At 57.5% G+C, this 13,965-nt stretch carries 14 protein-coding genes and 1 other RNA gene; all 15 read left to right on the top strand.

Translation table 11 applies throughout. The features are described from left to right. Positions 1 to 133 precede the first annotated feature (133 nt). The 15 genes from ACI5FR_RS18710 to ACI5FR_RS18640 all read left to right on the top strand — a co-directional run bounded on the left by ACI5FR_RS18710 (position 134) and on the right by ACI5FR_RS18640 (position 13,714). Positions 134 to 1,747: a CTP synthase gene (locus ACI5FR_RS18710; RefSeq protein ID WP_405457027.1), complete on the top strand. Its 1,614-nt coding sequence runs from the start codon at positions 134 to 136 to the stop codon at positions 1,745 to 1,747. 162 nt (positions 1,748 to 1,909) lie between these two features. Beyond that, positions 1,910 to 2,308, top strand: coding sequence for a response regulator (locus ACI5FR_RS18705; RefSeq protein WP_405457025.1), 399 nt, complete (start codon positions 1,910 to 1,912; stop codon positions 2,306 to 2,308). Between the two features lie 136 nt (positions 2,309 to 2,444). Continuing rightward, positions 2,445 to 3,299 (top strand): class II fructose-1,6-bisphosphate aldolase, encoded by an 855-nt coding sequence (gene fba, locus ACI5FR_RS18700; protein WP_405457022.1) that lies wholly within the window; start codon positions 2,445 to 2,447, stop codon positions 3,297 to 3,299. Positions 3,300 to 3,378: 79 nt separating this feature from the next. Continuing rightward, positions 3,379 to 4,638, top strand: a complete 1,260-nt coding sequence (locus tag ACI5FR_RS18695; protein WP_405457020.1) for a UDP-N-acetylglucosamine 1-carboxyvinyltransferase — start codon at positions 3,379 to 3,381, stop codon at positions 4,636 to 4,638. 76 nt (positions 4,639 to 4,714) lie between these two features. After that, the gene (gene rho / locus ACI5FR_RS18690) at positions 4,715 to 6,004 is read left to right on the top strand and encodes a transcription termination factor Rho (RefSeq protein WP_405457017.1); all 1,290 of its coding nucleotides are present in this window, start codon (positions 4,715 to 4,717) and stop codon (positions 6,002 to 6,004) included. A 34-nt stretch (positions 6,005 to 6,038) separates the two neighbouring features. Further along, entirely contained in the window at positions 6,039 to 7,304 is a 1,266-nt protein-coding gene (locus ACI5FR_RS18685; RefSeq protein ID WP_405457015.1) for a radical SAM family protein, read from the top strand. 121 nt (positions 7,305 to 7,425) lie between these two features. After that, positions 7,426 to 7,623 carry a 50S ribosomal protein L31 gene (rpmE, locus tag ACI5FR_RS18680; RefSeq protein WP_405457013.1) on the top strand — a complete coding sequence of 66 codons (198 nt, stop codon included), beginning with the start codon at positions 7,426 to 7,428 and terminating at the stop codon, positions 7,621 to 7,623. A gap of 83 nt (positions 7,624 to 7,706) precedes the next feature. Continuing rightward, on the top strand, positions 7,707 to 8,096 hold the full coding sequence (locus ACI5FR_RS18675; protein WP_405457010.1) for a hypothetical protein: 390 nt from the start codon (positions 7,707 to 7,709) through the stop codon (positions 8,094 to 8,096). Positions 8,097 to 8,221: 125 nt separating this feature from the next. Next, positions 8,222 to 8,490, top strand: an RNA gene (ffs, locus tag ACI5FR_RS18670) — signal recognition particle sRNA large type. Between the two features lie 163 nt (positions 8,491 to 8,653). Next, positions 8,654 to 10,060 (top strand): ATP-binding protein, encoded by a 1,407-nt coding sequence (locus tag ACI5FR_RS18665; RefSeq protein WP_405457009.1) that lies wholly within the window; start codon positions 8,654 to 8,656, stop codon positions 10,058 to 10,060. Positions 10,061 to 10,198: 138 nt separating this feature from the next. Beyond that, complete coding sequence (gene dnaX / locus ACI5FR_RS18660; RefSeq protein ID WP_405457007.1) at positions 10,199 to 11,992, top strand: DNA polymerase III subunit gamma/tau; 1,794 nt, start codon at positions 10,199 to 10,201, stop codon at positions 11,990 to 11,992. A gap of 41 nt (positions 11,993 to 12,033) precedes the next feature. Beyond that, complete coding sequence (locus tag ACI5FR_RS18655) at positions 12,034 to 12,345, top strand: YbaB/EbfC family nucleoid-associated protein (RefSeq protein WP_405457004.1); 312 nt, start codon at positions 12,034 to 12,036, stop codon at positions 12,343 to 12,345. A 62-nt stretch (positions 12,346 to 12,407) separates the two neighbouring features. After that, positions 12,408 to 13,007 (top strand): recombination mediator RecR, encoded by a 600-nt coding sequence (gene recR / locus ACI5FR_RS18650; protein WP_405457002.1) that lies wholly within the window; start codon positions 12,408 to 12,410, stop codon positions 13,005 to 13,007. A gap of 159 nt (positions 13,008 to 13,166) precedes the next feature. Continuing rightward, positions 13,167 to 13,448 (top strand): DUF2508 family protein, encoded by a 282-nt coding sequence (locus ACI5FR_RS18645; protein ID WP_405457000.1) that lies wholly within the window; start codon positions 13,167 to 13,169, stop codon positions 13,446 to 13,448. After that, positions 13,448 to 13,714 carry a pro-sigmaK processing inhibitor BofA family protein gene (locus tag ACI5FR_RS18640; protein ID WP_405456998.1) on the top strand — a complete coding sequence of 89 codons (267 nt, stop codon included), beginning with the start codon at positions 13,448 to 13,450 and terminating at the stop codon, positions 13,712 to 13,714. The genes ACI5FR_RS18645 and ACI5FR_RS18640 overlap by 1 nt, the downstream gene beginning before the upstream one ends. The last annotated feature ends 251 nt before the right edge of the window (positions 13,715 to 13,965 follow it).

Here is a 13,965-nt window from a genome sequence, read left to right as displayed (position 1 = left end):
AGATTTACATTCCGTTCAATATTGAACGTCACTAGAAAGTGCCCCGTGGAAACGGGTGTGCTTTTTATTTTTTTGTACGGTGATCTTTGCAAGTCCTCAAGGCTGGAACAGACCGAACGGAGGGTATACCACAGTGACCAAATACATTTTTGTAACCGGCGGGGTCGTGTCGTCCTTGGGCAAAGGGATTACCGCGGCCTCCCTCGGCAGATTGCTGAAGAATAGAGGGCTCAAAGTTACGATCCAGAAGTTCGATCCCTACATTAATGTGGATCCGGGCACGATGAGTCCGTATCAGCACGGGGAAGTGTTCGTGACGGACGACGGCGCGGAGACGGACTTGGACCTGGGCCATTACGAGCGCTTCATCGACATTAATTTGTCCAAGAACAGCAACGTGACGACCGGCAAAATTTATTCCTCCGTCATTACGAAGGAACGCCGGGGCGATTACTTAGGCGGGACCGTTCAGGTCATCCCGCACATTACGAACGAGATCAAGGACCGGGTGTTCCGGGCCGGCCGCGAGACGCATTCCGACGTCGTCATCACTGAGATCGGCGGTACCGTGGGCGACATCGAGAGCTTGCCGTTCCTGGAAGCGATTCGTCAGATCAAGAGCGACATCGGGCGGGACAACGTGATGTATATTCACGTGACCTTGATCCCGTATCTCAAGGCAGCGGGAGAAGTGAAGACGAAGCCGACCCAGCATAGCGTGAAGGAGCTGCGCAGCATCGGCATTCAGCCGAATGTCATCGTCTGCCGGACGGAGCATCCGCTCGCGGAAGAGATGAAGCGCAAGCTCGCGCTGTTCTGCGACATCGACGCGAACGCGGTCGTGGAATGCCAGGACGCGGAGACCCTCTACGAAGTGCCGATGATCCTGCGTGCCCAAGGGTTGGATGACATCGTGGTCAACCACTTGAAGCTCGAGGGCTTCAACCACCCGCCGGATATGCGGGAATGGGAGCAGCTCGTCGAGCGGGTGAAGCAGCTGCAGCATACGACGGAGATCGCGATCGTAGGCAAGTATGTCGCCTTGCACGACGCTTACCTGAGCATTGTGGAGTCGCTTGGCCATGCCGGCATCGATTGCAACTCGGAAGTGAACATCCGTTGGGTGAATGCGGAGGAAGTCTACGACCACAATGTGGACGAGCTGCTGGGCGGCGTTCACGGGATTCTCGTCCCCGGCGGGTTCGGCGATCGGGGGATCGAGGGCAAGATCTCGGCGATCCGTTATGCCCGCGAGCGGAACATTCCGTTCTTCGGCATTTGCCTGGGCATGCAGGTTGCCGTTGTCGAATTCGCGCGTTCCGTGGCGGGTCTCGCCGGGGCGAACAGCTCGGAGATTCAGCCGACGACCCCATATCCGGTCATCGACCTGTTGCCGGAGCAAAAGGAGATCGAGGATCTGGGCGGGACGATGCGTCTCGGGCTGTACCCTTGCAAAATCGCCGAAGGCACGCTGGCTATGCGCTGCTACGAGGATGAGCTCGTCTACGAGCGCCATCGCCATCGGTACGAGTTCAACAACGAGTATCGCGATCTGATCGAGGCGGCGGGCTTGAAAATTTCCGGGACTTCCCCGGACGGCCGGTTGGTCGAGATCGTCGAGATGCCGGGCCATCCTTGGTTCCTGGCCGTACAATTCCATCCGGAGTTTACTTCGAGACCGAACCGTCCGCAGCCGTTGTTCAAGCATTTCGTACGCGCTGCTCTGGACTACGGCCAATCGAGGTAAGGCGCCGATTCTAAAAAATTCCATAACTTTTTTTGTAAAACCTTTCAAGATTGTTCAAGGACGGCAGGAAACCGGGCTTTCATAGCGAATACCTTCCTAGTACAGGTGGCAGAGATCTCGTTCGTTTCATTTAGTCGGCTTTGAACAGGGAGGTTAATCGTATTGGAGAAGAGAAAAGTATTGATCGTCGACGATCAGAACGGCATTCGCGTGCTGCTAGTGGAAGTGTTCAGCTCCGAAGGTTACCTCACGTCCCAGGCGTCTAACGGGAAGATCGCCTTGGATATCGTGCGCAAGGACCCGCCCGATCTGGTGCTCCTTGACATGAAGATCCCGGGGATGGACGGGCTGGACATACTGAAGCACATCAAGCAGATCAACCCTTCGATCAAGGTCATCATGATGACGGCCTACGGCGAGCTGGACATGATCAAGGAAGCGACGGAGCTCGGCGCCTTGATGCATTTCACGAAGCCGTTCGACATTGATGACCTCCGAGGCGCGGTGAACAAGCATCTTCGGCCTTCGCCGGATTCGCCCAAATTGGCTATTGGATCCTGAATTGGCTTTCAGGGTCCATTTTCTTTTTTCTTCTTCATGCGGTTTGTGGTATAATATTCTCCGTGTTATGGCGACAGTCCAAGCCCGGCGCTTTACACGGCAACCAGTCTTTCAATAAATTGTAGGAGGATTCCCAATGCCACTCGTGTCAATGAACGAATTTTTGCCGAAGGCCAAAGCGAACAAGTTCGCCGTCGGTCAATTCAACATGAATAACCTGGAATTTGCTCAAGCCATTACCGATGCGGCGATCGAAGAGAAATCGCCTTTTATTTTTGGCGTTAGCGAAGGCGCATTGAAGTACATGGGGATGGAGTATACCGTGGCGATTGCCGAAGCGGCGGCCAAGAAGTCCGGTCTGCCGATCGCCCTCCATCTGGACCACGGCAGCTCGTTCGAGGTTGCGATGAAGTGTATTCGCGCGGGCTTCAGCTCCGTGATGTTCGACGGCTCCCACTACTCCCTCGAAGAGAACATTCGCTTGACGAAGGAAGTCGTGAAGGCCGCTCACGCGATGGGCGTATCCGTAGAAGGCGAGCTCGGCACCATCGGCGGTGTGGAGGACGACATCAGCGTGGACGAGGAGCATGCGAACCTGGCGAAGCCGGAGGAAGCGATCCGGTTTTACGAAGAGACCGGCGTCGATTGCCTCGCGATTGCGGTCGGTACGGCACACGGGATGTACAAGGGCGAAGTGAAAATCCATTACGATATCATCGAGAAAGTCGCGAAGGCGGTTCCGGTACCGATCGTCCTGCACGGCGGTTCCGGCGTGCCGGATGAGGCGATTCGTCTCTCCATTGCAGCCGGCGTAGGCAAGATCAACGTCAACACGGAGAACCAGGTGGCTTGCACGGACGCGATCCGTCAAGTGCTCAGCCAGGATGCGAAGGTGTATGACCCGCGCAAATACTTGACCCCAGCTAGAAAAGCTATGGTTGAAGTCGTCAAAGCCAAGATTCGTTTATTCGGCAGCCACAATCAAGCTTAGAGATGGAATGGGGAATTCGCCGCCGGGAGGGGGCGGATTTCCCTTTCTCTTCTTGTGTCTTCTAGGGGGAAAGGGAAGCATGACGGGAAAATTGATGATCGCCGGAGGACGTCCGCTTAGGGGCACCATCACGATCAGTGGAGCGAAGAACAGCGCAGTGGCGCTCATTCCGGCAGCGATATTGGCCGAAACGTCGGTCGTGCTCGACAATTTGCCGAGGATCAGCGACGTTGGCATCTATGAGGAAATTTTGACTGAGCTTGGAGCCGTGGTCACGTGGGACGAAGATTCGATGCGAATCGATCCGTCCTCTATGAAATCAATTCCAATGCCGAACGGCAATGTGAAAAAATTACGAGCTTCCTATTATTTGATGGGCGCCATGCTGGGACGCTTCGGAGAAGCGACCATCGGTCTTCCGGGCGGCTGCAATTTCGAGCCCCGGCCGATCGACCAGCATATCAAAGGCTTCGAGGCATTGGGTGCTGAAGTGTCCAATGAGGGCGGATCGATTCGGATTCGGGCCCGGGAACTGCGGGGCGCGAAGATTTACCTCGACGTGGTGAGCGTGGGGGCCACGATTAATATTATGCTGGCCGCTTCGCGGGCCAAAGGCATTACTTTGATCGAAAATGCGGCAAAAGAGCCTGAAATCATAGATGTGGCTACCCTGCTGAACTCCATGGGCGCCAAAATCAAGGGGGCGGGCACGGAGACGATCCGGATCGAAGGCGTCGATTCGATGCGCGGGTGCCGCCATTCTATCATTCCGGACCGCATCCAGGCCGGATCTTATATGATCGCCGCCGCTGCGACGCGAGGGGACGTGCTGGTAGACAACGTCATCCCGAAGCACTTGGAGGCGCTCACGGCGAAGCTGCAAGAGATGGGCGTCCATATTTATGAGATGGATGAGGCCATTCGCGTCGTAGGGCAGCCGGAGTACGAGAGTGTGGACGTGAAGGCGCTCGTGTATCCGGGCTTCGCCACCGACCTGCAGTCGCCGATGACGAGCTTGCTCACGCAAGCGAAGGGTGTCAGCATCTTGTCCGACTTCGTGTACAACAACCGGTTCAAGCATGTGCCCGAGCTCGTGCGCATGGGGGCCAAGATCAAGGTCGAGGGCCGCTCGGCCGTCATCGAAGGCGGCGTGCTGAACGCGGCCAAGGTGAAAGCGACCGATCTTCGCGCCGGCGCCTCGCTGTTCATCGCCGGTCTGACCGTTCCGGAGGGTGTGACGGAGATTACCGGTACCGAGTACATTTACAGGGGCTACGAGAACCTGGTCCCGAATTTGCGCGGATTGGGCGCGGAGATCTGGGTCGGGGAGGAAGAATAGATTCGTCTCAATTCGGCAATGATGTTTTGATAGATAGACCGGACTTGAAAATATAATAGTGTGGTGGTTAATGACGATGGATATGCAATTATCGCAGCTGGAAACGCTCAAGCTCACCGACCTTTACAAGCTGGCGAAAGAGCACCAGATTCAGTATTACAGCCAAATGAAGAAGAAGGAACTGATCTTCGCGATCTTGCGGGCGCAAGCGGAAAAGGGCGGGCTCATGTTCATGCAGGGCGTGCTCGATATTTTGTCGGAAGGCTACGGATTCCTGCGGCCGATCAACTACTTGCCGAGCTCCGAGGACATTTATATTTCCCAGTCCCAAATCCGCAAGTTCGATCTTCGATCCGGCGACATCGTATCCGGCAAGTGCCGACCTCCGAAGGAAAACGAACGGTACTTCGGCTTGCTCCAAGTGGAAGCGGTCAATGGCGAAAAGCCGGAAACGGCGGCGGAACGGCTTCATTTCCCAGCTCTTACTCCTCTCTATCCTCAAACGAAGTTTGTATTAGAGACTACCCCTACGAATCTTTCCACAAGAATTATGGATTTGTTAAGCCCGGTCGGGATGGGGCAGCGCGGTTTGATCGTAGCTCCGCCGAAGGCAGGGAAGACGCTCTTGCTCAAGGAAATCGCCAACAGCATTTCTACCAACTACCCGGAAGTGGAACTGTTCGTGCTGCTCATCGACGAGCGGCCGGAGGAAGTCACCGATATGCAGCGTTCCGTGAAGGCGGAAGTGGTCGCGTCGACATTCGACGAGCTGCCGGAGAACCATATCAAGGTGGCGGAGCTGGTGTTGGAGCGGGCGCAGCGGCTTGTGGAGCATAAGAAGGACGTAGTTATTCTGCTCGATAGCATCACGCGCTTGGCGCGGGCCTACAATTTGGTCATTCCGCCGTCTGGACGGACGCTGACCGGGGGGATCGATCCGGGGGCGTTCCATCGGCCAAAACGGTTCTTCGGGGCGGCGCGCAACGTGGAGGAAGGCGGCAGCTTGACCATTCTGGCGACGGCGCTCGTAGAGACCGGTTCGCGGATGGACGATGTGATCTATGAAGAATTCAAAGGAACGGGCAACCTGGAGCTGCATCTCGACCGGAAGCTGGCCGAACGCCGCATCTTCCCGGCCATCGACATTCGTCGTTCCGGTACGCGGCGCGAGGAAATGCTCATGACGAAGGAAGAGCTGGATAAAATCTGGGCGATCCGCAAAAATATGAACGAATCCCATGAGTTCACGGAATCGCTCATCAAGAAAATCGCAGAAGCGAAGACGAATGCCGAATTCCTGGCTACATTGGAAGCGAGACCGGACGGGAAGCCGGATTCCAAGCGGGTTAAGCACTCCGCCTCCTAGGCCGCACAACAGTCAGTAGAAGAGGGGGAAGCGTATGTATCTCGTGTATGCCGATGCGGAAGGGAATGTGTACGACCACCCCGAGCTGCTCGGACTGGGCCGCAGCGGGGACATGATTACGGAGATTTTAGAGGACGAGCTGATTCCCCTTCCGGAGGGGGCGACGCTCGTCAGCTTGCCGGATACTCGTCCGATCGGATGGAACGAGGACGCCGGGCGGATGGAGCCCCTCGAGGGCTATGCTGCGGTAGGTGCTCTGCTGCCGCAAGGATTCACCCGCCTGCTCCTGCCGGGGTATGTGAAGACGGACAAGGAGAAGAAGTTCCCGCTGTTCGGCTATACCGCCGTCGTGTGGAAAGAGGGCGGCTTCTTCGTGGCGGCGGATGCGACCGACGACCCCGAGCCGTGGAATCCGCGCAATTGCGACGTCGACGTGCTCGAGCGGCAGGTGAAGCGGATCACCGAGCAGTACCCGGACAACCGGCTGTATGCCCACCTGTCTAACTGCGCGCTCGGGTATGAATGCTTGACCGCGTCGAACACGTTCCTGAACCGGCTGGAGGGAGCCGTGCCGGTGTCGTACTCGTGCAACGCCGGCTGCTTCGGCTGCATCTCGGAGCAGCCGGACGACAGCGGGTTCCCGGCGCCGCAGACGCGCATGAACTTCAAGCCTACGGTCGACGAGATCGCGGAGATCATGCTCGAGCACCTGAAGACGCCGGAGAGCATTATCAGCTTCGGCCAGGGCTGCGAGGGCGAGCCGTCTACACAGGCGGCGCTCATCATTCCGGCGATCAAGCGGGTGCGCGAAGCGACGAAGCTCGGGTACATCAACATCAACACGAATGCCGGGCTGACCGATCATATCCGCGGCATCGTGGACGCCGGGCTCAATCTGATGCGGGTCAGCACCATCAGTGCGATCGATGCGCATTACAACGCGTATTACAAGCCGCGCGCGTATACGCTCGCCAATGTGGAGAAGTCGCTTCGCTACGCTACGGACCGCGGGGTATACACGTCGATCAATTACTTGATCTTCCCCGGAGTTACCGACCGCGAGGAGGAGATCGAAGCGATGCTCGGCTTCGTGCGGAGAACGGGCCTGCGGCTCATACAGATGCGGAACCTGAACATCGACCCTGAGAGTTACCTGGCGCTTATTCCACCGCCGCAGGGCGAGATCTACGGCATGAAGCAGATGCTCGACATCTATCGCTCCGAATTGCCGGATGTCGTCATCGGCAGCTACACGCATGTGCCTCCGGGCTTGGTCAATGCTCCAGCGAATCCCAGCTAGGAAGCAGCCGGGAAGCGTACAAAACAGTTGCGCAGGCTGTTCCTGCGTGCTATAATCGCGTTATGTGTCTATATAACTCTGGTTCGACAAACTGATCCAGGGCGGAAAGAGGTGAAGTTCAATGAAAGCTAACACACATCCTAAGTACAACATTACGACGGTGACTTGCGCTTGCGGCAATACGTTCGAGACGGGTTCCATCAAGCAAAACCTTCGTGTGGAAATTTGCTCGGCCTGCCACCCGCACTTCACAGGCAAGCAGAAGTTTATCGATGCCGGCGGTCGTGTTGATAAATTCAAGAAGAAATACGGCGTATAAGATCGAATGCCGTTTCCTGCGATTTCATAAGCATACTGCACCCTCTCTTGGCCATCCTAATGGCAAAGGGAGGTTGTTTTTTTATGGCCAAGAACATGCGGTATACACGGATGGCGGCGTTCGGCTTGCTGGCAGCGACTCTCGTGGCGGCCGGGGGATGTACGGCCAAGACTCGGCAAGTTAAGTCGTATTCGGGCGACGGTTACCTGGGCGTAACGAACGGCAACCCGAGCTTGCCCATCAGCCCTACGGCGCATACGTACCAATCCGATACGGATATGATGAAGGGCGCGCTCGCCCTTGTCCCGGGCATCAGCCGGTCCCGGATCAACCTCAATGGATCGCGGGCGAAAGTCAAGCTCTACGTGCCGGCAGGCACTTCGGACGAGGAGCGGGAACGCATTCGCCAAGGGGCGGTCGCGGAGCTGACCAAAGCGATGCCGCGCTATGTGTTTCATGTCACCGTCCGATAGCCGCCCTTCGACGGAATCCGGTTGTTGGTAGATGGCTGATTGAGGCGGATTGCTCCAAATCCCTGGGTTTCTTAACAGATGCTTCAGGTTGCTATTTGGACCTTGATCCGCTATACTTAGTTTTACCGTGCTAGATGGGGAGGTAGCGGTGCCCTGTAACCCGCAATCCGCTGTAGCGGGGTTGAATTCCTGATTGAAGGTCTTGTCGATGTAAGGCCTGCCCTCTATACGTAGTGTTGACAGTCGGGTCCTCCGCAATGAGCACCTGTGAACCCGGTCAGGTCCGGAAGGAAGCAGCCGTAAGCAGGATCGTTCATGTGCCGGGGGGCAGCCTAACTCGAGCTAACCGGTAGAGGTAACGCTTGGATCGCATCGATCAACATCAGGTGCACGGTTTCATAGAGTATACAGACACACTGGAGGGGCTCCCTGCGGTGTTTTTTTGTTTTACCGTGTAAAAAAGGGAAACCTTATACTGTAGCGAATTGTATATTTATGGATAGATCTGCTGGATAGATTTATGGATAGGCAACCTGTACGTAAAGGTGGTCAATACTTTGCTGCATAAACTCCATTTGTCTGAAGACGATTTGCACATCTACCTGCATAAGCTGTTGACGCACCCGGCGGTATGGACAGACGCCTGCGGGACGATTCTGGACAGCAATGCCCGCCTGACGTCGCTCACGGAGATGCACGATCTCACCGAATGTACGCTTGACGACTTGTTCCCGGAGCATCCGCTGACCGTGGATGCATCCGGCTGCATCGGTCCGGAGTCGGCCCGCCCGATCGAGCTGCGCACCGGATCCGGCGCTCTGCTGAAGGGGTACCGGACGGTGTACTTCGCGGAGACCGATGAACGGGAATACCGGCTAGTGGTGCTGCATGATTTTGCCGCGGCCGGCCCGAGCTTGCTCCAGCAATTCGCCGGGATGTTCATCAAGGATGTGAACATGGGCGTGCTGCTGATCGATGAGCACTTCACCCTCGTGGATATCAGCGAGATGGCGTGCCGGATCCTTGGGGTTGACAAGGCTCGGGCGCTGTATAGACCGGTGGACGAAGTGTTCGAGGTCGTGCCCGAGGAGCATCGGCTGGTCCAGCGGACGCTGCTGGACGGCGTGGTTGTGCGCAATCATGCGGTCAGCTGGACGAACAACGCGGAGCGGTACGAATTGCTGCTCGATTCCAACCTGCTCCGAGATGAGAGCGGTCACATTGTAGGCGCCTACGTCATGTTCAAGGATGTGACGAATTTGCGTTCGCTCGAGCAGCAGGTGCAGCGCAGCGACCGGCTCGCGATGATCGGCCAGATCGCGGCGGGTACCGCCCATGAGATCCGCAATCCGCTCACCTCGATCAAGGGCTTCCTCCAAGTGCTCCAGCGTACGTTCGAGAGCTCGGGGATGGAGAAGGAGTTCGGGTTCACCGAACTGATGCTATCGGAGATCGATCGGATCAACGAATTGGTTAACGAGTTTCTGCTGCTCAGCAAGCCCCGCGACGTATCCTATGACCGCATCGATATGTCAGCCGTCATCCGCGAAGTGCTCCCCATCATCAATAACCAGGCGGTTCTGCACAATGTGACGATTCGGTATCAGTCCGTGTACCAGATGCCCGAAGTGATCGCCGATCAAAGTCTGCTTAAGCAAGTATTCATCAACCTGTGCAAAAATGGGATAGAAGCGATGGTGACAGGAGGGACATTGACGGTAACGGAACGGGTCGATCCCGCGGAGCAAAAGGTGCATGTCGATATTCACGATGCGGGGCCGGGCATTCCTGCGTTTCTCATCGACAAGATTTTCGATCCTTTCTTTACGACCAAAGAGAACGGTACGGGGCTCGGGCTGTCGGTCTGCCAACGGATCATTCACGATATCGGCGGCCACATCCGCGTCTCGTCCAAAGGGTTCGGAACCACGTTCACCGTGTCGATGCCATATGTGCGCTCGTAAGTGTGGGGCGGCGTTGGTCAACGTTTCACGGATATAGTATAATGGAATGGATATGCCTGAATGGGCGGGGGCCGCAGGAATACGCGGCATTGCCGGTCAGGCTGCCTTACCATCACGCGAATGATCGGGAGAATTCTTATGGCGCACATTGCATTATACCGCACCTATAGACCGCAGGCATTCCGGGATATCGTCGGACAACAGCACATCACCCAAACGCTGCAGAACGCTCTGCGGGAAGGGCGCATGTCGCACGCGTATTTGTTCAACGGACCTCGGGGGACCGGGAAGACGAGCGTGGCACGGGTGCTGGCCAAAGCGATCAACTGCGAGAACGGACCCGCGGAGGAGCCCTGCAACGCTTGCTCGGCTTGCCGTAGAATTACGGACGGGGCCGTTATGGACGTCGTGGAGATTGATGCCGCTTCCAATCGGGGCGTCGAGGAAATCCGCGAGGTTCGCGACAAGGTCAAGTACGCTCCGACGGAAGTTCGGCAAAAAGTGTATATTATCGATGAAGTGCATATGCTTACGAACGAGGCGTTCAATGCCTTGCTGAAGACGCTGGAGGAGCCTCCGCGCCACGTCATGTTCATCCTGGCGACGACGGAGCCGCACAAGCTGCCGGCCACGATTATCTCGCGCTGTCAGCGCTTCGACTTCCGCCGGGTCTCGCTCGAGGAGCAGGTCGGCCGGCTGGAGCTCATCTGCCGCGAGGAGGGCGTTCAGGCCGAGCCGGAGGCGCTTCAATATATCGCCCGGCTGTCGGACGGCGGGATGCGCGATGCCCTGAGCGTCTTGGATCAGATCATCGCCTATACCGGCAACGAGATCCGGTACGAGGCGGTGCTCGCCATTACCGGAGGCATTTCCTCGGAACAGTTCGGCCGGTTGGCGGGCGCGATAGCGGCACAGGACATCGCCGCTTGCCTGGCGATGGTCGAAGGATTCATGCAGGAAGGGCGCAGCGCCGAGAAATGCATGGAGAACTTGATCTACTACTTCCGCGACGTGCTCATGCTGAAGCTCGTTCCCGGCGCGCAGGCGCAGGGGATGACCGAGCGGGTGCTGGCCGGTTCGGAGTCACAGCCCTGGGTCGAGCGGTTCACCGCCGAGCAGCTGTTCGAGATGATCGACGTGCTGAACCGGTACCAGACGGAGATGAAATATTCCGCTCAGCCCCAGACGATGCTGGAAGTGGCGCTGATGAAAATTTGCACGGCGACCGGCGGAAGCTCGGCAGTCGGAGCCGGTGCGGGCGGAGCCACACCTGCGGCGGCTGGAGCGTCTGGCGCCGGTTCGGCCGGCGCGTCCGCTGCGGGCGAGCTGGCCGCGCTTCGCCAGAAGGTTGAGCTGCTGGAGCGGCAGCTGACGAAGCTTATGCAGACCGGCGTGCCGGCGGCCGCGGGCGGGCGCGAGCCGGAGGCCGCCCGGCCGTCGCCGATGGCAGCCCGCGGGGGTGCGGGTGCCGCGCCGGCGGTGCGGAAGTCGGCGGTGAAGCTGGATGCGTTCCTGACCCAGGCGGACGCCGAGCTGCACCGGCAAGCGCTGGCCAAGTGGAGCCAAGTGCTGCAGCAGGTGAAGGAGCGCCGGATTACCGTGCACGCCTGGCTCGTGGACGGCGAGCCTGTCGCCGCCTCCGGCGATACCGTGCTGCTCGCCTTCAAGAGCGGCATGCACCGCGACACGACGGAGAAGCCGGCGCACAAGGAGCTCATCGAGCAGGTGATGAGCGAGCTGCTCGGGGCGAAGCTGAAGCTCGCCACCGTCATGATGAAGGAATGGAAGGACGCGCAGTCCGGCGCCCAAGAGCCCGCAGAGGAGCTGCGCTTGGATGGCGAAGAGGGAGCCGCCGCCGGCGCGCCGAAGGAAGAGTGGATCGATGAAGCGATTCAGCTGTTCGGCGAGGATCTCGTGGTGATCAAAGACTAATACCAAGGATCCGGGAGGATCCCCAAGGAGGATGCATACGCATGAACAACATGAACCAAATGATGAAGCAAGTGAAGAAGATGCAGGAGCAAATGCTGAAGGCGCAAGAGGAGCTCGCCACGAAGTTCGTGGAAGGTTCGTCCGGCGGCGGCGTCGTTACGGTGACAGCCACGGGTCATCGCAAAATTACGAACATCGTCATCAAACCGGAAGCCGTCGATCCGGACGATGTGGAAATGCTGCAGGACCTCGTGCTGACGGCGGTCAACGACGCGTTGACGAAGGCCGAGGAGCTGGCCGAGAAGGATATGGGCCGATTCACGGCCGGCATGAAGATGCCGGGCTTGTTCTAAAGTTCCAGCCGGAGTCCCGTATCGCCGGGATGATGGACTAATTACGAGATGGGGTTTATGCATTGTATTACCCGGAACCGATCGCGAAACTCATAGATGCATTCTCCCGCTTGCCCGGTGTTGGTCCGAAGACGGCTGGCAGGCTCGCCTTTCACGTGCTGCGGATGAAGGAAGAGGACGTGCTTGATTTTGCCAAGGCGCTCGTCAGCGTTAAGCGCAATCTGCATTACTGCTCGGTGTGCTGCAACATTACGGATGTGGATCCGTGCCGCATTTGCTCGGACCGCAGCCGCGACGCTTCGGTCATCTGTGTCGTGCAGGAGCCGAAGGATCTCGTCGCCCTGGAGCGGACCAAGGAATTCCACGGCTACTACCATGTGCTGCATGGGGCGATCTCGCCGATGGAAGGGATCGGGCCGGACGATATTCGTATGGCGGAGCTGCTTCGGCGCCTCGGCGACGATCAGGTGCAGGAGCTCATTCTCGCGACGAACCCGAATCTGGAGGGGGAAGCGACCGCCATGTACTTGTCCCGGCTCGTCAAGTCGTTTGGGCTCAAGGTGACCCGGATCGCGCATGGGTTGCCGGTTGGCGGGGACTTGGAGTATGCCGATGAGGTGACGCTCTCCAAGTCTCTGGAAGGCCGCCGGGAGCTGCTATAACGCGATCGATTTTTAATAGCTGCGCAGTTTTTTGAGGAACTTCGGCTGGCCCGCTTGGATGGCGGTTCGGTCGGGGTTCTTTTCGCGTTGCTGGTTCTAGAATGCGCCCGTTGCCATATTTATAGAATGAGCGATCATTCATAGATAAGGAGTGACGGTATGCGCTGGTTCACGTTTTGGAAAAGCTGGTTTCCGCCGCGGGAGGAACAGGACGACCGTTTGCCGGACAAGCAGCAGCTGCTGGTCGAGGTGCAGGCGGCCCTGCAGGATTGGAAAAATGCGCATCGCCATCTCGATTACGCGGTCGAGCGCGATGAGATCGATTATGCGATTTTCGCCCTGGAGGCGGCGGAGAAACGGTATGAAATGCTATTGAGAAAAGCCAAGGCTCAGCAGCTTCATGTGCTGCAAGTTGGACATGCTAAGGTGGTGGAAGGGTAATGGTGAATCTGGTCGTTACGGTCTTGTTCGCCGTTTCCTTGCTGCTGCTGATCGTGTTGCTGCTTCGCAATCGGCAGGCGCGTTCCTGGCTGGCTTATACGATGCTGCATATCGTCGTGGCCGCTTTTTTGTTGTACTTTTTGAATTTGGCCAGCGTCTATACGGGCTTCCGTATTCCGATCAACATGCCGACCGTCGCTTCGGTTGTCGTATTGGGCGTCCCTGGCGTGGCGATGCTTGTAGGGCTGAAGCTGTTCGTTTTGTAGCTCTGTTGGCTGGATAATAGTGGCGGTTGACCCCTCTGCCATGTCTGTGATAGATTAAGAGTCTGCTTCCGAGACCATGCAGTGGTACCGAAGGAAGTGGAAGAAAAAAGGTGTTGCAATCGAATAGGCGAATGTGCTATATTCATAAAGTCGCTGTTCGGACGGCAGTGCTGCCGACGACGACGGGATTGTTCCTTGAAAACTGAACAACGAGCGTGCAAGTATAGCGAACTTCGGTTCGCAAACAAGCT

Origin of the sequence: Paenibacillus sp. HJGM_3 (genome assembly GCF_045062745.1) — a bacterium.
GTDB lineage: Bacteria > Bacillota > Bacilli > Paenibacillales > NBRC-103111 > Paenibacillus_AA.
This window is presented reverse-complemented; position numbering and strand designations above follow the sequence as displayed.